The sequence below is a fragment of the Paenibacillus sp. FSL H7-0716 genome (assembly GCF_038002705.1).
GTDB lineage: Bacteria > Bacillota > Bacilli > Paenibacillales > Paenibacillaceae > Paenibacillus_AQ > Paenibacillus_AQ odorifer.
In genome coordinates this window covers 40,040-57,203 of sequence record NZ_JBBODA010000023.1, presented here as the reverse complement: position 1 = coordinate 57,203, position 17,164 = coordinate 40,040, and the positions used below count along the sequence as shown (strand labels likewise).

12 protein-coding genes, 10 tRNA genes and 3 rRNA genes are annotated in these 17,164 nt (G+C 47.0%); all 25 read right to left on the bottom strand.

The genetic code is table 11. From position 1 onward, the window contains the following. Positions 1 to 63: 63 nt before the first annotated feature. Positions 64 to 1,272 (bottom strand): acyltransferase, encoded by a 1,209-nt coding sequence (locus MHH60_RS23960; RefSeq protein ID WP_076135254.1) that lies wholly within the window; start codon positions 1,270 to 1,272, stop codon positions 64 to 66. Positions 1,273 to 1,565: 293 nt separating this feature from the next. After that, positions 1,566 to 2,075, bottom strand: a complete 510-nt coding sequence (locus MHH60_RS23955) for an acyltransferase (protein WP_170914218.1) — start codon at positions 2,073 to 2,075, stop codon at positions 1,566 to 1,568. Next, complete coding sequence (ppaX, locus tag MHH60_RS23950) at positions 2,072 to 2,728, bottom strand: pyrophosphatase PpaX (RefSeq protein WP_076135252.1); 657 nt, start codon at positions 2,726 to 2,728, stop codon at positions 2,072 to 2,074. Before ppaX ends, MHH60_RS23955 begins: the two co-directional genes overlap by 4 nt. Before the next feature lie 5 nt (positions 2,729 to 2,733). After that, the gene (gene lgt / locus MHH60_RS23945; RefSeq protein WP_076135250.1) at positions 2,734 to 3,765 is read right to left on the bottom strand and encodes a prolipoprotein diacylglyceryl transferase; all 1,032 of its coding nucleotides are present in this window, start codon (positions 3,763 to 3,765) and stop codon (positions 2,734 to 2,736) included. A 12-nt stretch (positions 3,766 to 3,777) separates the two neighbouring features. Next, the gene (gene hprK / locus MHH60_RS23940) at positions 3,778 to 4,716 is read right to left on the bottom strand and encodes an HPr(Ser) kinase/phosphatase (RefSeq protein ID WP_036687047.1); all 939 of its coding nucleotides are present in this window, start codon (positions 4,714 to 4,716) and stop codon (positions 3,778 to 3,780) included. A gap of 210 nt (positions 4,717 to 4,926) precedes the next feature. Beyond that, positions 4,927 to 6,048, bottom strand: a complete 1,122-nt coding sequence (locus tag MHH60_RS23935) for an ABC transporter ATP-binding protein (RefSeq protein WP_036687044.1) — start codon at positions 6,046 to 6,048, stop codon at positions 4,927 to 4,929. Between the two features lie 111 nt (positions 6,049 to 6,159). Next, positions 6,160 to 7,254 carry a PucR family transcriptional regulator gene (locus MHH60_RS23930; protein ID WP_036687042.1) on the bottom strand — a complete coding sequence of 365 codons (1,095 nt, stop codon included), beginning with the start codon at positions 7,252 to 7,254 and terminating at the stop codon, positions 6,160 to 6,162. 149 nt (positions 7,255 to 7,403) lie between these two features. Then, a tRNA-Lys gene (locus tag MHH60_RS23925) sits at positions 7,404 to 7,476 on the bottom strand. 5 nt (positions 7,477 to 7,481) lie between these two features. Further along, positions 7,482 to 7,567 (bottom strand) — tRNA-Tyr (locus MHH60_RS23920). Positions 7,568 to 7,575: 8 nt separating this feature from the next. Next, positions 7,576 to 7,648: transfer RNA gene (locus MHH60_RS23915), tRNA-Phe, on the bottom strand. A 62-nt stretch (positions 7,649 to 7,710) separates the two neighbouring features. Continuing rightward, a tRNA-Asp gene (locus MHH60_RS23910) sits at positions 7,711 to 7,788 on the bottom strand. Positions 7,789 to 7,802: 14 nt separating this feature from the next. Further along, positions 7,803 to 7,878: transfer RNA gene (locus MHH60_RS23905), tRNA-Thr, on the bottom strand. A gap of 32 nt (positions 7,879 to 7,910) precedes the next feature. Further along, a tRNA-Val gene (locus MHH60_RS23900) sits at positions 7,911 to 7,986 on the bottom strand. Between the two features lie 8 nt (positions 7,987 to 7,994). After that, a tRNA-Met gene (locus MHH60_RS23895) sits at positions 7,995 to 8,071 on the bottom strand. 30 nt (positions 8,072 to 8,101) lie between these two features. Next, a tRNA-Ser gene (locus MHH60_RS23890) sits at positions 8,102 to 8,193 on the bottom strand. 82 nt (positions 8,194 to 8,275) lie between these two features. Then, a 23S ribosomal RNA gene (locus MHH60_RS23885) occupies positions 8,276 to 11,202 on the bottom strand. Between the two features lie 138 nt (positions 11,203 to 11,340). Then, positions 11,341 to 11,416: transfer RNA gene (locus MHH60_RS23880), tRNA-Ala, on the bottom strand. A gap of 24 nt (positions 11,417 to 11,440) precedes the next feature. After that, a tRNA-Ile gene (locus MHH60_RS23875) sits at positions 11,441 to 11,517 on the bottom strand. 46 nt (positions 11,518 to 11,563) lie between these two features. Beyond that, positions 11,564 to 11,680: ribosomal RNA gene (rrf, locus tag MHH60_RS23870) — 5S ribosomal RNA — on the bottom strand. A 124-nt stretch (positions 11,681 to 11,804) separates the two neighbouring features. Beyond that, positions 11,805 to 13,362: ribosomal RNA gene (locus tag MHH60_RS23865) — 16S ribosomal RNA — on the bottom strand. Together the 16S, 23S and 5S rRNA genes with 10 tRNA genes alongside form the textbook arrangement of a ribosomal RNA operon. A 302-nt stretch (positions 13,363 to 13,664) precedes the next feature. Next, positions 13,665 to 13,931, bottom strand: a complete 267-nt coding sequence (locus MHH60_RS23860) for a pro-sigmaK processing inhibitor BofA family protein (protein ID WP_076138608.1) — start codon at positions 13,929 to 13,931, stop codon at positions 13,665 to 13,667. A 33-nt stretch (positions 13,932 to 13,964) separates the two neighbouring features. Then, positions 13,965 to 14,216 (bottom strand): DUF2508 family protein, encoded by a 252-nt coding sequence (locus MHH60_RS23855; protein WP_036679920.1) that lies wholly within the window; start codon positions 14,214 to 14,216, stop codon positions 13,965 to 13,967. A 137-nt stretch (positions 14,217 to 14,353) separates the two neighbouring features. Beyond that, positions 14,354 to 14,953 (bottom strand): recombination mediator RecR, encoded by a 600-nt coding sequence (gene recR, locus MHH60_RS23850; RefSeq protein WP_076138609.1) that lies wholly within the window; start codon positions 14,951 to 14,953, stop codon positions 14,354 to 14,356. Between the two features lie 38 nt (positions 14,954 to 14,991). Continuing rightward, on the bottom strand, positions 14,992 to 15,303 hold the full coding sequence (locus MHH60_RS23845; protein ID WP_036679924.1) for a YbaB/EbfC family nucleoid-associated protein: 312 nt from the start codon (positions 15,301 to 15,303) through the stop codon (positions 14,992 to 14,994). Between the two features lie 47 nt (positions 15,304 to 15,350). Then, positions 15,351 to 17,120, bottom strand: coding sequence for a DNA polymerase III subunit gamma/tau (gene dnaX, locus MHH60_RS23840; RefSeq protein ID WP_036679925.1), 1,770 nt, complete (start codon positions 17,118 to 17,120; stop codon positions 15,351 to 15,353). Positions 17,121 to 17,164 lie beyond the last annotated feature (44 nt).

Below are 17,164 nucleotides of genomic sequence, written 5' to 3'. Positions count from 1 at the left end.
AAGTATTATGAAGGCTACCTTCCCACGTTCAAGCGTGTGCGTGTATGAGACCTTCTTTTAACGTTATTTCTCCTGCTGCACGAATCCCTTTGCCCGTTCCTCAGGGATATAACCTGACTTTTCCTGCGGACTGGACTCCAAAGAGCGAGGCACGCTTCCAAAGATAATCCATGATCCCGGAACTCGCCGGAAAGCAAACTGCACAATAAGCCAGCTCCCTCCCAGTGCGACCACAAGCCCTCCGTAGATGAACAAAACATATGTTAGCGACTCTAGGGGAATCTGATATCGGAACCTGCGATATACTGCCAGCAATAGCGGATGAATCAAATATATCGCAAAGGAGAGTTCACCCAAACGAGTTAAAAAAGCAACAATCCCGCGAGGAGCCTTACGATAGATCAGAAATGTAGCATACAACAGAACCAATGCAGATAACATCGTATGGACATTCCATAATAGCTCGTACCACAGCGAATCCGTCCACACCCCAAAATGGCGGGCCACATACCATAGCTGCACATGGATAAAGGCTGCAATTAACCACCCGCTCACTAACAGGGCAGTCCATCCTTTTTGCTTGGCAGTTAGCTCCCTCCATGGCTTCATCAGCCACGTCTTCACCTTCTCAAAGTGAATTGCGATATAAGCACCCATCATATAATAAGCCAGATAAGAGATCGCCAAGCTCCCTTTTTCAACAATGTGCAGTTCGTATTTATTCCAGAAAATAAACCCCCACTGAAGTGCCAATCCGAGTGGAATCGCCCATTTTATTAAAAAGCGGGAACTCTGGAGTAGCTTAAGCAGTACTGGAAAAAGCAAATAAAACTGAATGCTGATAAATACAAAATACAAATGCGCATATGCGGAACCTGAGAATAACGCTCTAATAAAGCTGTACAGGTTGCCACCGAGGTTCTGGGTCAATCGTCCGTTCACATATAAGGTTAGTGCGTAATAGCCCATAGAGGCTAGCAGATAAGGTAATAAAATATACTTTAATCGACGACGGTAGAAATTAATAATCAAGCTGCGGGTCACAGGACGCCCATAATAATTATAAAACAATACGAAGCTGCTCAGAAAAATAAATGAGGGCGTACCGAATTTAAAGAAAATGTTGATCCAGTTCAGCCAGTAATAATAAGGCGAATGCAGTGCCTGCTCTCCAGCGGCAAAAGATGAGGAATGCACATGCAATACGCCTAAGATCGCTAATGCTCTGAAAATATCCAGCTGGGGCAGCCTTTCCTGTCTCGCAGTGTTCATATTATATTCCTCTTCTCTACTATGATGGTTGTTCATAGAGACGCTAAGCGGAATGTGGAAACTGAAAATACCAGGAAGCCTGCACCTGCTGATTTTACATTCTGATATTTGAAGCTGAACGCCTAGCGTGGGATTCGCCTTATCACTAACGCTAATTATATCGAATGTATCTGTTCTAAAAACTTAAGAAGAACTTAAAGTTTCCTTAATAATCTTCTCTAAGACGCAAGAAACCCTGCAGAACCTGCGCTAAAAAAACGCAATATGTAACTGCAGGGTTAAAAAAGCATCGTTTACACTTGTTCCGCATGTTCTTCCGTTGAAGAGGGGCGCAGCTCTCGCAGTGGATTGCCTCCGACAAAAGAGCCAGCTGCCACATTTTTGTGCACCACAGAGCCAGCAGCTATAACTGCCCAATCTCCAATGGTTACACCGGGAAGAATCGTTGTATTCGCGCCGATCAATACATTTTCACCGATCACCACTTCGCCCAGGCGATATTCCTTGATCAGATACTCATGCGCCAGAATCGTCGTGTTATAACCAATAATAGAATTCTCACCTACCGTTATTTTCTCCGGAAAAAACACATCCACCATTGCCATAAGACCAAAAGCCGTGTGTTTACCAACCTTCATCCCCAACATCCGTCGATAGATCCAATTCTTTAACGGTAGAATCGGACAATAGCGGGCAATCTGAATAAAAATAAAGTTGCGGACACCCTTCCAAGGACTGACCGTACGGTAAATATACCAAAGTGAGTTATGACCTTCTACTGGATAACGGGTTACGTTTCTCACGATTCATTCGTTCCTCGCTCCATAATTTCTATAATATCCTTCATGTTATGGATGATAAAGTCCGGATCATACTTGCGGAGCGTATCCTCGCCCTTCAAAGACCAAGATACTCCAGCAGCGTATACACCGGCAGCTTTGGCTGATTGAATATCAACTGCACTGTCACCTATCATTAAGGTTTTGCGAGGATCAACGCCAAGGTTTTTGACCGCTGTCAGAACGGGCTCCGGATGTGGCTTTGGTTCAGTAACATCGTTCACAGTCACAATCGTATCCATGTACTTAAGCAAATCGAACCTTTCCAGGGTCTTGATCGTTGTTGGACGGATCTTAGTAGTTACAATCCCAAGTTTGATCCCACGACGCGAGAGCTCCTCAATGGTCTCCTTTACAAGCGGGAAAGAACGCACTAACTCATCATGATGCTCATTATTATAAGAACGATAGGACTTTTCTAACGTACCATTTACATCCTCTAGTCCAGAGAATACTCTCATCTGTTGCTGAAGGGTTGTTCCCATATGCGGAATTATCTCTTCTCTGGTCAGTGGAGCCAGACCATTGTCCTTCAGCGCGTACATAAATGAGCTAATGATTAGCTCATTCGTATCGACAATCGTTCCATCCAGATCAAAAAGAACGCATTCTATCATAAGTTTTACTGCTCCTTCTTATCTCCATCCGCTGGCTGTCCTTGCTCAGGTTGTGTTCCTTGACGAGTTTTCTGCGGTGTATTTACTGCGCTTTCTGGCACTACAGTATCTGCTTGGATCGGTTTAGTACATACGATAGGGTCAGAATAATGTGCTTTAGGCTCTCCGGTTACTCTGCGAATAACGATTAATAATATAGCTGCCACAATAATCAGTAGAGAAAGCAGCTGAGAAATACGAATATTACCATAGGCAGGATCCAGATATCCTTGTTCAAAACCTAACCATTCCATCGGACTCCATAAGCCATTTATAAACGAAGCCAGTCCTGCACTTCCGTTAAAGGCTAAACTGTCAGTACGCACAGCCTCGATGAAGAACCGACCGATGGAATACCATATAAAGTAAGACATGAAGATTTCTCCAGCGCGTACAAACTTCTGACGACGGAGAATCATCAATAACGCAATCCCTAGTAAGCTCCATAGAGATTCATACAGGAAAGTCGGATGATGAAAAGCATCCCCTATGTACATTTGATTAACGATGAAGTCAGGTAAATGCAGTTTATCCCGTAAAAAAGATTCCTCAACTACGCTGCCGTATGCCTCTTGGTTGACAAAGTTTCCCCAGCGGCCAATCATTTGACCCGCCAGTAGTCCAGGTGCGCAAATATCAACAATACGCCAGAAAGGGTAACCCTTATAACGGAAATAAATAATTCCGCAAATAATCGCTCCTATTAATGCGCCGTAAATGGCGATACCGCCATTCCAGATCTTAAAGACGTCTATCAGATTATGCTTATAATCGTCCCATTTAAAAGCTACAAAATAAATCCGTGCCCCTATAATTGCCGAGGGTACACCCAGTAGCAGCATATCCATAAAGAATTCTTGCGGGATTCCGAACCGTTTGCCCTCGCGGATCGCAAGAAATAATCCCGCGAGTGCACCGACCCCTAGTATTAACCCGTACCAGTGTACAGGCAGTGATCCAATTGAGAATACAATAGGATCTATTGCTAATGGGAACATTGTCTCACACTCCTAATCGAGATCGTCCATATCCTCAGATATGGTCGCAGTTAACTTATTCGTAAACTGCAGGGCTGCATTAAAGCCCATTTGCTTCAGGCGATAGTTCATCGCAGCAACCTCAATAATAACGGCAAGGTTACGTCCTGGACGTACAGGAATGGTTACAAGTGGAACATCGGTATCAATAATCCGCGTCGTTTCCTCATCAAGTCCAAGCCGGTCATACTGCTTGTCTTGCTGCCAAGCCTCTAATCTAACGACAAGTGTAATCCGTTTATGATTACGGATAGCACCCGCACCAAAAAGTGTCATTACGTTGATGATACCTACTCCGCGAATTTCCAACAAGTGACGGATCAACTCAGGGGCTGTACCATGCAGCTGGTTATCTGAAGTCTGGCGGATTTCCACGGCATCATCAGCGATCAGTCTATGTCCACGTTTTACAAGTTCAAGGGCTGTCTCACTCTTACCAATACCACTACTACCAGTAATCAGCATACCTACACCATATACATCACAGAGTACACCATGAATCGTTGCTGTAGGGGCTAATCTCCCTTCTAAGAAGCTCGTCAAACGGCTGGAGAAAATAGTCGTAGCCATCGAGCTACGCAGCACAGGAAGTCCCTTTTCATTACTTATATCAATTAACTCCTGTGGCACATCCAAACTACGGGTAATTACGATACAAGGGGTATTGTCATTACAGATTCCACGAAGCCTACTTTTACGTTCAGCTTCAGGCAGCATGGAGAAGAATGCGAGTTCTGTCTTACCTAATAGTTGAACACGTTCTTCCGGATAATATTCGAAATAACCAGCAATCTCTAGTCCAGGGCGATTCAGGTCATCGACCGTAATAGGTCGCTTTAGACCTTCCTGGCCGGAAATAACCTCTAATTGAAAATGTTGTACCAATTCAGATACTTTTACTTTCTTAGCCATGTAAATTCGTCCTTTCGTCACCTGCGGTATATGTCCGCTTACTGCGTCCGGTTGACAGCGATCTCATTACAATTCCGGAGGTAATTCTCCTGCTATCTTAATTGATAACGCTTGTGAATGCAATCTTAACGCCTATCCATTACGACCCTAATTAAACAATAAAGCCACCCTTTCGGGTGGCTTTATCAAGAGAGAAAAGATCCTGTGATCTTATCCCAACAGAATGTTTACTTCGGATTCTTTATCGAAGAAGTGAACTTTGTTCATATCGATAGCCAATTTTGGCTTGCTGCCTTCGCGAGTAGTGGAACGTCCATCTACACGAGCGATTACAGTAGATTTACCAAGGCCGCTCAAGTAAAGGAGCATTTCGTGACCAAGGTTTTCAGTTACATCAACCAATGAAGTAAAGATTGTGTTCGGGGAAGCTTCCAAGAATACTGGCTCTTCATGGATATCTTCTGGACGAACGCCCATAATTACTTCTTTGCCAATGTAGCCTTTGCTGCGGATGATTTGAGCCTTTCCGCCTGGTACTTCAACATCAAGGTTCTCAGCACGGAAACGGACAGAACCGTTTGCTTCGGACAAAGTACCATTGATAAAGTTCATTGTAGGGGATCCGATAAATCCAGCTACGAACAGGTTAGTTGGTTCATTGTACAACTCTTCAGGGGAAGCAGCTTGTTGAATGATACCATCATACATAACTACGATACGGTCACCCATTGTCATAGCTTCTGTTTGGTCATGCGTTACGTAGATACAAGTGGTTTCAAGGCGTTTAACCAGTTTAGTGATTTCAGCGCGCATTTGACCACGAAGTTTAGCATCCAAGTTGGAAAGAGGCTCATCCATCAAGAAGACTTGTGGATCACGTACGATAGCGCGTCCCAAAGCGACACGTTGGCGTTGACCACCGGAAAGTGCTTTTGGTTTACGATCTAGCAAATGCTCGATATCGAGAATTCTAGCAGCTTCACGTACTTTCTTGTCGATTTCATCTTTCTTCACTTTACGAAGTTTCAAACCGAAAGCCATGTTTTGGTATACGCTCATATGCGGATACAGTGCGTAGGATTGGAATACCATCGCGATATCGCGGTCTTTAGGTGCAACGTCGTTGACTACACGATCGCCAATGTACATTTTACCTTCGGAGATTTCTTCCAGACCAGCGATCATACGCAAAGTTGTGGATTTACCGCAACCGGATGGTCCAACCAATACTAGAAATTCCTTATCTTTAATATCAAGATTGATATCCATTACTGTTGCTTTATCTGAACCCGGGTATTTTTTGAAAATATGCTCTAAACGTACGCCTGCCATTGTATTTCCCCCTCGAGTTAATTATTGATTAATTGAAAAATTCTTTTTTCCTTGTACATTTATATTACCCTAGACGGGACACGGTGGCTATTTGTAACGTTCACAAAAAACCTATTTCCTTTTCGTCACTTTATACAAAAGCATAGTAAGCTTCACAATAGCAGCGTCCCCAAAGCTACGCACATCGGCACCCGTCTCCTGCTTTATCTTGTCCAGACGGTATAAAAGCGTGTTGCGATGAATATATAGCTTCTTGGCTGTTTCACTTACATTACAATCCATCTCAAAAAACGTCTCCAGAGTCATCAGCATTTCTTTATCTGATAATACGGAAGAATAGTCGCCAATCTGTCCAAGTAACTGTTTACGCCGTGCATCAGGAATGCTGTTAACCAAACGTTCCAAATGCAGCTCCCAAGGTAAATGAATATATTCACCCACTTGGAAAATTCGTCCGAGTACAATAGTCTCTCTCAACAAGGCCACGGATCCCGTCAATCCCTTAACAGGAACGATAGCCGGAGCTACAGCCAAATGGAATACACCTACCCATTCGCTGGCTATCAGTTCGTGTAAGCCCATGCTTGTCTGAGCCAGAATTTCATCTACGCTCTCTTCTTCCTCATCCTTATCATCTCCGCCCGTGAGTAATTCCTTCCGGGCCAATATTAACCATTCTTTTTCTTGAAGAGGTATAAGCAGAATTTCATTCTCAAAATAGCTGCGCAACAGCTTCATTAAGGAACGATAAGTGATCTGCGGGCTATGTGCATTCTCACTGCTAAGTAGGAATGGAACCATATCTCCGAATAAACGTCCCTTTAGAGCCATCTCATCGGGTATCTCAGAGTCATTTTTCTCTTGCTCCAGTTCGGTGTTCAACCAGGTACCCAGCTGCCGAGCCTCCGCTTCCCCTTCTTCTCTAACCCCAGTAGCTTTTAGTGCAATTGCAAAGTTTCGAACCGCATAATTCACTAATTGTATTTCCAAAGAGTTAAGTCCATCCAATTCCACCCAGACAGCGGTTACACGTCCATCAGTCTCATATAATGGTGCCCAAAGATGACCCTCATGGATTACCGGCTGTTCTTGTGCTTCCAATCCCAGGCTAAAAAGAGAAGCTGAATGTTGCCTCCCTAACTGCTTGATTCCGGTTTTCTTTCCGGTGAGCTGCTCTAACTTTTTCCGCAATGTTTCGCTATCCATAGTCACCATACTCCACCACTTTTGCTCTTTTCGCCTATTTTAGCATATTCTCTAATATTATGTTAATCACTACAGCAGCGCGCTACTATAATACGACATAAAAACACAAAAAAAGCCACCACCCTAAGGTGATGACTTTCTGTTTGGGATGAGCCATGAAGGACTCGAACCTTCGACACCCTGATTAAAAGTCAGGTGCTCTACCAACTGAGCTAATGGCTCATAAATGGTGGGGGATGATGGATTCGAACCACCGAACACGTACGTGAGCAGATTTACAGTCTGATGCGTTTGGCCACTTCGCTAATCCCCCAAAAAAGGTGGCTCGGGACGGAATCGAACCGCCGACACGAGGATTTTCAGTCCTCTGCTCTACCGACTGAGCTACCGAGCCATAAGATTACATGACAATTAAGCGGAAAAGTCTTACACTTCCCACTCATTTTGTGGAAAAAATGGCGGAACCGACGGGATTCGAACCCGCGGTCTCCTGCGTGACAGGCAGGCATGTTAGGCCAACTACACCACGGTTCCGCATTAAATAAAAATGGTGCCGGCGAGAGGACTTGAACCCCCAACCTACTGATTACAAGTCAGTTGCTCTACCAGTTGAGCTACACCGGCACGGTGTAAAAGCAATTCTAAAAAGATGAAAATGGTGGAGGCTGAGGGGATCGAACCCCCGACCCTCTGCTTGTAAGGCAGATGCTCTCCCAGCTGAGCTAAGCCTCCAGGTATTATGGTAGCGGCGAAGGGGATCGAACCCCCGACCTCACGGGTATGAACCGTACGCTCTAGCCAGCTGAGCTACACCGCCACAATAATTAGTATTGCTATGGATTGAAAATGGCGGAGAGAGTGGGATTCGAACCCACGCACCGCTTACGCAGTCTAACCCCTTAGCAGAGGGTCCCCTTATAGCCACTTGGGTATCTCTCCAAACGATATCAGTACCACAGCAATCCAAACAGGAATTTGACTCCCTGAAAACTGAATCCGAAACAAATCTGCATTCTAAGTATAGGATAAGCCCTCGACCGATTAGTATTGGTCAGCTCCATGCATTGCTGCACTTCCACCTCCAACCTATCTACCTCGTCGTCTTCAAGGGGTCTTACTAATTGGGAAATCTCATCTTGAGGGGGGCTTCACGCTTAGATGCTTTCAGCGCTTATCCCGTCCGTACGTAGCTACCCAGCCATGCTCCTGGCGGAACAACTGGTGCACCAGCGGTACGTCCATCCCGGTCCTCTCGTACTAAGGACAGCTCCTCTCAAATTTCCTGCGCCCACGACAGATAGGGACCGAACTGTCTCACGACGTTCTGAACCCAGCTCGCGTACCGCTTTAATGGGCGAACAGCCCAACCCTTGGGACCTACTTCAGCCCCAGGATGCGATGAGCCGACATCGAGGTGCCAAACCTCCCCGTCGATGTGGACTCTTGGGGGAGATAAGCCTGTTATCCCCAGGGTAGCTTTTATCCGTTGAGCGATGGCCCTTCCATGCGGTACCACCGGATCACTAAGTCCGACTTTCGTCCCTGCTCGACTTGTAGGTCTCGCAGTCAAGCTCCCTTATGCCTTTGCACTCTGCGAATGATTTCCAACCATTCTGAGGGAACCTTGGAACGCCTCCGTTACTCTTTAGGAGGCGACCGCCCCAGTCAAACTGCCCGCCTGACACGGTCCCCGTACCCGATTAGGGCACTAGGTTAGAACCTAGATACGATCAGGGTGGTATCCCAACGGCGCCTCCACCGAAGCTTGCGCTCCGATTTCTACGGCTCCCACCTATCCTGTACAGATCGTACCCAAATTCAATATCAAGCTGCAGTAAAGCTCCATGGGGTCTTTCCGTCTTGTCGCGGGTAACCTGCATCTTCACAGGTATTAAAATTTCACCGGATCTCTCGTTGAGACAGCGCCCAAGTCGTTACGCCATTCGTGCGGGTCAGAATTTACCTGACAAGGAATTTCGCTACCTTAGGACCGTTATAGTTACGGCCGCCGTTTACTGGGGCTTCGGTTCATAGCTTCGGGTTACCCCTAACCACTCCCCTTAACCTTCCAGCACCGGGCAGGCGTCAGCCCGTATACTTCGCCTTGCGGCTTCGCACAGACCTGTGTTTTTGCTAAACAGTCGCTTGGGCCTTTTCACTGCGGCCCCCTCGTGCTATTCACACTACCGGGGCACCCCTTCTCCCGAAGTTACGGGGTCATTTTGCCGAGTTCCTTAACGAGAGTTCTTCCGCGCGCCTTAGAATTCTCTTCTCGCCTACCTGTGTCGGTTTGCGGTACGGGCACCTTCTCCTGGCTAGAGGCTTTTCTTGGCAGTGTGAGATCATGACCTTCGCTACTACAATTTTCGCTCCCCATCACAGCCCAGCCTTAATGATGTGCGGATTTGCCTACACATCAGCCTCACTGCTTAGACGGACATCCATCAGTCCGCGTCACTACCCTCCTGCGTCACCCCATCGCTCATAGCGGATTACGGTGGTACAGTAATTTCAAACTGTTGTCCTTCGACTACGCCTTTCGGCCTCGCCTTAGGTCCCGACTTACCCTGAGCGGACGAGCCTTCCTCAGGAAACCTTGGGCTTTCGGCGGATCAGATTCTCACTGATCTTTTCGTTACTCATACCGGCATTCTCACTTGTGTAGTGTCCAGCGCTCTTTTCAGTACACCTTCAACCCCTACACAACGCTCCCCTACCCCAGATACATACGTATCTAGCCATAGCTTCGGTGGTGTGTTTAGCCCCGTTACATTTTCGGCGCAGAGTCACTCGACCAGTGAGCTATTACGCACTCTTTCAATGGTGGCTGCTTCTAAGCCAACATCCTGGTTGTCTGTGCAACTCCACATCCTTTCCCACTTAACACACACTTGGGGACCTTAGCTGATGGTCTGGGCTGTTTCCCTTTTGACAATGGATCTTAGCACTCACTGTCTGACTCCCGGCAATAAGTATATGGCATTCGGAGTTTGACTGAGCTTGGTAATCCTTGCGGACCCCGCACCCAATCAGTGCTCTACCTCCACTACTCTTATACCGAGGCTAGCCCTAAAGCTATTTCGGGGAGAACCAGCTATCTCCGAGTTCGATTGGAATTTCTCCGCTACCCCCACCTCATCCCCGCACTTTTCAACGTACGTGGGTTCGGGCCTCCAGTGCGTGTTACCGCACCTTCACCCTGGACAGGGGTAGATCACACGGTTTCGGGTCTACGTCCACATACTAAGTCGCCCTATTCAGACTCGCTTTCGCTGCGGCTCCACCTTCTCGGCTTAACCTTGCATGTTAAACGTAACTCGCCGGTTCATTCTACAAAAGGCACGCCATCACCCATAGATCGGGCTCTGACTTTTTGTAAGCACACGGTTTCAGGTTCTATTTCACTCCCCTTCCGGGGTGCTTTTCACCTTTCCCTCACGGTACTGTTTCACTATCGGTCGCCAGGTAGTATTTAGCCTTAGCAGATGGTCCTGCTGGATTCATACGGGGTTTCACGTGCCCCGCACTACTCGGGATCCGTCTCGGAGAGAATACAGTTTAGGTTACAGGGCTTTTACCTCTATCGCGGGCCTTTCCAGACCTCTTCACCTACCATATTCCTTTGTAACTCCATGTGAGACGTCCCACAACCCCTAAGAGCAAGCTCTTAGGTTTAGGCTGTTCCGCGTTCGCTCGCCGCTACTGACGGAATCACTATTGTTTTCTCTTCCTCAGGGTACTTAGATGTTTCAGTTCCCCTGGTCTGCCTCTACATTTCCTATGTATTCAGAAATGAGTAACTGCGAATTACCACAGCTGGGTTTCCCCATTCGGACACCCCCGGATCAAAGCTTGCTTACAGCTCCCCGAGGCAGTTTCGTTGTTCGCCACGTCCTTCGTCGGCTCCTGGCGCCTAGGCATCCTCCGTGTGCTCTTATTAGCTTAACCTTGATTCTTCCGAAGAAAAATCTCACTAATAACATTTACTTGTTTGCACAAGTTGCTAAAAGATGTTCTAAAACGCAAATTCGTTTCGGTATCCAGTTTTCAAGGATCAAGTTGAAAAAGTTATTCATTTAAAATTTATGGTGGAGCCAAGCGGGATCGAACCGCTGACCTCCTGCTTGCAAGGCAGGCGCTCTCCCAGCTGAGCTATGGCCCCATAAAATTACTCTATAATGTTATATGGTGGGCCTTGGTGGACTCGAACCACCGACCTCACCCTTATCAGAGGTGCGCTCTAACCAACTGAGCTAAAAGCCCATATAACATATATAACATTGTGAATCAACCAATGAATTGGTTGTCCGCTTGGCAACGTCCTACTCTCCCAGGACCCTTCGGTCCAAGTACCATCGGCGCTGGAGGGCTTAACGGTCGTGTTCGGGATGGGTACGTGTGGAACCCCTCCGCTATCGCCACCAAACGCATACGAAAGAGACTTGCTCTTTCAAAACTGAACACGAGTGAGTGTTCGAACCCGAAGGTTCTATTGTGGAAGCTGAGCTTCCGATTTGAATGTCCTCATTGCAGAGAACGATTCTCCATAGAAAGGAGGTGATCCAGCCGCACCTTCCGATACGGCTACCTTGTTACGACTTCACCCCAATCATCTACCCCACCTTCGGCGGCTGGCTCCCTTGCGGGTTACCCCACCGACTTCGGGTGTTGTAAACTCTCGTGGTGTGACGGGCGGTGTGTACAAGACCCGGGAACGTATTCACCGCGGCATGCTGATCCGCGATTACTAGCAATTCCGACTTCATGCAGGCGAGTTGCAGCCTGCAATCCGAACTGAGACCGGCTTTGATGGGATTGGCTCCACCTCGCGGCTTCGCTTCCCGTTGTACCGGCCATTGTAGTACGTGTGTAGCCCAGGTCATAAGGGGCATGATGATTTGACGTCATCCCCACCTTCCTCCGGTTTGTCACCGGCAGTCACTCTAGAGTGCCCAACCTTACTTGCTGGCAACTAAAGTTAAGGGTTGCGCTCGTTGCGGGACTTAACCCAACATCTCACGACACGAGCTGACGACAACCATGCACCACCTGTCTCCTCTGTCCCGAAGGCCGCTGCTATCTCTAGCAGATTCAGAGGGATGTCAAGACCTGGTAAGGTTCTTCGCGTTGCTTCGAATTAAACCACATACTCCACTGCTTGTGCGGGTCCCCGTCAATTCCTTTGAGTTTCAGTCTTGCGACCGTACTCCCCAGGCGGAGTGCTTACTGTGTTAACTTCGGCACCAAGGGTATCGAAACCCCTAACACCTAGCACTCATCGTTTACGGCGTGGACTACCAGGGTATCTAATCCTGTTTGCTCCCCACGCTTTCGCGCCTCAGCGTCAGTTACAGCCCAGAAAGTCGCCTTCGCCACTGGTGTTCCTCCACATATCTACGCATTTCACCGCTACACGTGGAATTCCACTTTCCTCTTCTGTACTCAAGCCACCCAGTTTCCAGTGCGACCTCAGGTTGAGCCCAAGGTTTAAACACCAGACTTAAATAGCCGCCTGCGCGCGCTTTACGCCCAATAATTCCGGACAACGCTTGCCCCCTACGTATTACCGCGGCTGCTGGCACGTAGTTAGCCGGGGCTTTCTTCTCAGGTACCGTCACTCCGGTAGCAGTTACTCTACCGGACGTTCTTCCCTGGCAACAGAGCTTTACGATCCGAAAACCTTCATCACTCACGCGGCGTTGCTCCGTCAGGCTTTCGCCCATTGCGGAAGATTCCCTACTGCTGCCTCCCGTAGGAGTCTGGGCCGTGTCTCAGTCCCAGTGTGGCCGTTCACCCTCTCAGGTCGGCTACGCATCGTCGCCTTGGTGGGCCGTTACCCCACCAACTAGCTAATGCGCCGCAGGCCCATCCCTCAGTGACAGATTGCTCCGTCTTTCATTCTTCTCTCAGGAGAAAAAAGAAATTATCCGGTATTAGCTACCGTTTCCGGTAGTTATCCCAGTCTGAAGGGCAGGTTGCCTACGTGTTACTCACCCGTCCGCCGCTAAGTTATTTTGAAAGCAAGCTTTCAAAATAACTCCGCTCGACTTGCATGTATTAGGCACGCCGCCAGCGTTCGTCCTGAGCCAGGATCAAACTCTCCAATTAGTATTGAAAAGAGCGATATGCTCATTTTGAAACATCTGACGAGAAAATTAATTCTCTAACTTTGGATATCACTTACGTGATTTCCTACTCACTCGTTGTTCAGTTTTCAAAGATCAATGTCTCATCTTTCGTCGTCGTTGCTTGTCAGCAGCGACCTTTATAATATATCACAGCGCCTTTGTTTTCGTCAAGCTTTTTTTTAATTTCTTTTTTTGCTTGACCATTTCAGCAAGTTGTTAATCAACAGCTTGTCCAAACGGGCGAGACTTAATGTATCATATTTTTCAAAGCCACGTCAAGCATTAAAATAAAATTATTCTTAATCCGAGCAACATAACCACGCCAGGAAGCCCAAGAACCGTTACTGCGCCTATAGTTGCAGGGTTCAAAGGGATATACACCTGCGTGAGCAAACCTGAGAAGTTCACTACATATATCCCAAGTGCAGCCAATACCAAATGAACCCCAAATAAACTTAGCCACCCAAAACCCAGCTTTTTTCTAAATACAACTAAACCTAATAAGATAACGGATAATATCAATACGCCCATAGCTACCATTCTAAGCATGTAGATCCCCCTTATACAATTATTTACAAGCCCTTAAATTTGACTGCTGTTCAACCCTAAGCTTTTTGCATGTTTGAGATGTATCTGATATTTACGTTCTGCCGCCTCCAAAATATATATCGCGTAATCTATCTGATCCTGTCCCAACGCCTCGTCGAACATCAGGTAAGCCCTCTCCCACTCTGAATGCGCCTTACGGACCTCTAAGAGGGTTTCCCACCCCTCACTTTCCTTTTTGCCTTGTTCCTTATCCACTCCCCGCCACAGCTCTCTCCACCATCCCATTTCAATTCCTCCTCAGAATAATTTTGATGCAAAATACACATCTCGTTATTCTCATTCATATCGGGATAGGGACAAACTTAGAACAAAAAAAAGGAAACCCGAGGGCTTCCTTTTTGAAAAATACCACTATAGAGCTGCTAGAATAGCTCGCGACGGCCTTCCAACGCTTTGGACAAGGTAACTTCATCAGCGTATTCAAGATCGCCACCTACAGGCAAGCCATGAGCTATCCTGGTGATTTTAATCTCAAACGGCCGAACAAGACGAGAAATATACATCGCCGTTGCTTCCCCCTCAATGTTGGGGTTAGTCGCCATAATAAGCTCGCTTACTCTCTCATCACTCAGACGGGTCAATAATTCTTTCAAGCGAATATCATCAGGGCCGATACCTTCCATAGGTGAAATAGCGCCCTGAAGAACATGGTAATATCCATTAAACTCCTTGGTTCGTTCTATAGCCACCAAATCCTTGGAGTCTTGAATCACACATATCACTGAAGGATCTCTAGTTTTGTCCTGACATATTCTACATGGGTCCGTATCCGTAATATTACAGCAGACCGAGCAATAGTGAAGATTGCGTTTGACGCTTACTAGCGCTTTTGCAAAATCAATAACTTCATCCTCTTTCATGTTAAGCACATGAAAAGCTAACCGGGCGGCTGTCTTCGGTCCAATCCCGGGCAAACGCGTAAAAGCATCGATCAGCTTAGCTAGCGGTTCGGGATAATACAAATTAATAATTCTCCTTTAGACTGAAGTGGAGTGGGCTATTAGAACAAGCCTGGGATCTTCATTCCACCAGTGAATTTACCCATGTCATTGTTAGCAAGCTCTTCAGCTTGAGTCAATGCATCATTTACAGCAGTGATTACAAGATCTTGCAGCATTTCAACATCTTCCGGATCAACGGCTTCCGGTTTAATTTGAATAGACAGCAATTTTTTGTGGCCGTTTACTTGGACAGTAACTACACCGCCACCTGACGAACCCTCAATAACCTTGCCTCCGAGTTCCTCTTGAGCTTTAAGCATTTGCTCCTGCATTTTCTTAACTTGCTTCATCATTTGGTTCATATTATTCATACATCGTCTCTCCTTTGGGATGCGCAATTAGCGCTAGTATGTTTATATTACTCTTTTATGACAACAAGGTCTTCTCCAAAAAGCTGGATAGCCTCATCAATCCAAGGTTCAGGTTTAGCTTCTGCAGTATCATGTTCATGCTCCAATTGTAGTTCTTCTTTGCCAGTCTGTCCCACAGACTTCTGGGCAGCTTCATTCCAGTCACGAAGCATCATGGTTACAAGCCTATAAGGTTTGCCTAGACGCGCTGCAAGCACACTCTCAATAACCTGTCTGTTTGCCGGCTTCTCCGTAGTATCGCGGTGAATCGTGTTCTTGAATGCAACAAGCACCGCATCCTCCATAATCGATACTGGCTCACCGTCTACAAACCATGCATGAACCGTTACCTTTTCCTCTTTCACTCCCTGCAGGACAAGGCTCCACTGTTTATAGATAGCTGCAAAATCGGGACTATCTTTACCAGCAATAAACTTATCTACGTTAGGAGGCATTTTTGAGGCTGAAGAAACCCGCGGTGTTGGAACCGCGTGCGATTTCGGTGCAGGAGCACCATCACGCCCTCCTCCGGAAATGCCACCGGATTGCATTGCCTGTTCCAGCTTCTTCTCCAGTGCTGCGATCTGTCTTTTGAGAAGATCCAGTTCACCAGAGTCAACGCTTGAATTATTCGCGCCTACGCCGGCATTTGTTTCGCCTAACGGAGCAAATGCGGCGCTCTGGCTTACCTCTTGCTGCAAGCTGCATAGCTTCATCAGCGCCACTTCAAACAGTGTCTGAGGATGTGTTGCGTATTTCATTTCACCTAGGTATTTATTGATTGTATCTACAATCTGAAATAGACGCTCCCGAGAAAATGCGGTGGCCATATCTTTAAATTCTGCAGGATTCAGCACCCGCTCTGTTAATTGATCGGCCTCGGGTACCATCTTAATCATCAATAAATCACGGAAATAATACATGAGATTCTCTAGGCATTTATCCGCACTTTTACCTTCATGCATAAGCTGCTCAACAAGCTCCAGAAGAAGACCCATATCACCTTCCAATATCGCAGTAGCAAGACGGGCAAATTGCTCGGAGGGAATTCCTCCTGTCATTCCTAACACTTGCTCGTACGTAACGTTACCATCTGTAAAGGATGAAATCTGATCCAGCAAGCTCAATGCATCACGCATACCACCATCAGATAGACGGGCAATATACTGCAATGCGTTGTTATCCGCTGTAATCCCTTCCTTCTCACAAATAGCAGTCAGATGGGCGGTCTGTTCTTCTAACGCCACTCTACGGAAGTCAAAACGCTGACAACGGGAAATTATTGTCGCTGGCAATTTGTGAGGTTCCGTTGTCGCAAGAATAAACATCGCATGTGACGGCGGTTCCTCCAACGTCTTTAATAGAGCATTAAAAGCTTCTGTAGTCAGCATATGCACTTCATCAATGATATACACTTTACGGCGCACCTCGGTAGGTGCATACTTCACCTTTTCACGCAGATCACGAATCTCCTCTACGCCCCGGTTTGATGCCGCATCTATTTCCTGCACATCCATTACATTACCCGCAGCGATTCGCAGGCAGGATGGACATTCGTTACAAGGTTCCGGACCTGGCCCACGTTCACAGTTAACCGCTTTAGCTAAGACTTTAGCAGCACTTGTCTTACCAGTTCCCCGCGGACCGCTGAACAGATAGGCATGCGAAACCCGCTGTTCACGAATTGCGTTCTGCAGCGTTTGGATAATGTGCTGTTGTCCAACCATGTCTTGAAACGACTGCGGCCGCCAAGCACGGTACAGCGCGATATGTTCCACTATGCATTACCCTCTCTTAAGCTGCCGCTTTCCCGGCATTTGTC

What these genes read in the sequence shown, in the direction of transcription:
- MHH60_RS23855 (WP_036679920.1), bottom strand. Translation starts at nt 14,216, where the DNA reads ATGGGATGGTGGAGAGAGCTGTGGCGGGGAGTGGATAAGGAACAAGGC.
- MHH60_RS23930 (WP_036687042.1), bottom strand. Translation starts at nt 7,254, where the DNA reads ATGGATAGCGAAACATTGCGGAAAAAGTTAGAGCAGCTCACCGGAAAG.
- hprK (WP_036687047.1), bottom strand. Translation starts at nt 4,716, where the DNA reads ATGGCTAAGAAAGTAAAAGTATCTGAATTGGTACAACATTTTCAATTA.
- MHH60_RS23845 (WP_036679924.1), bottom strand. Translation starts at nt 15,303, where the DNA reads ATGAATAATATGAACCAAATGATGAAGCAAGTTAAGAAAATGCAGGAG.
- ppaX (WP_076135252.1), bottom strand. Translation starts at nt 2,728, where the DNA reads ATGATAGAATGCGTTCTTTTTGATCTGGATGGAACGATTGTCGATACG.
- lgt (WP_076135250.1), bottom strand. Translation starts at nt 3,765, where the DNA reads ATGTTCCCATTAGCAATAGATCCTATTGTATTCTCAATTGGATCACTG.
- MHH60_RS23960 (WP_076135254.1), bottom strand. Translation starts at nt 1,272, where the DNA reads ATGAACACTGCGAGACAGGAAAGGCTGCCCCAGCTGGATATTTTCAGA.
- MHH60_RS23935 (WP_036687044.1), bottom strand. Translation starts at nt 6,048, where the DNA reads ATGGCAGGCGTACGTTTAGAGCATATTTTCAAAAAATACCCGGGTTCA.
- MHH60_RS23860 (WP_076138608.1), bottom strand. Translation starts at nt 13,931, where the DNA reads ATGCTTAGAATGGTAGCTATGGGCGTATTGATATTATCCGTTATCTTA.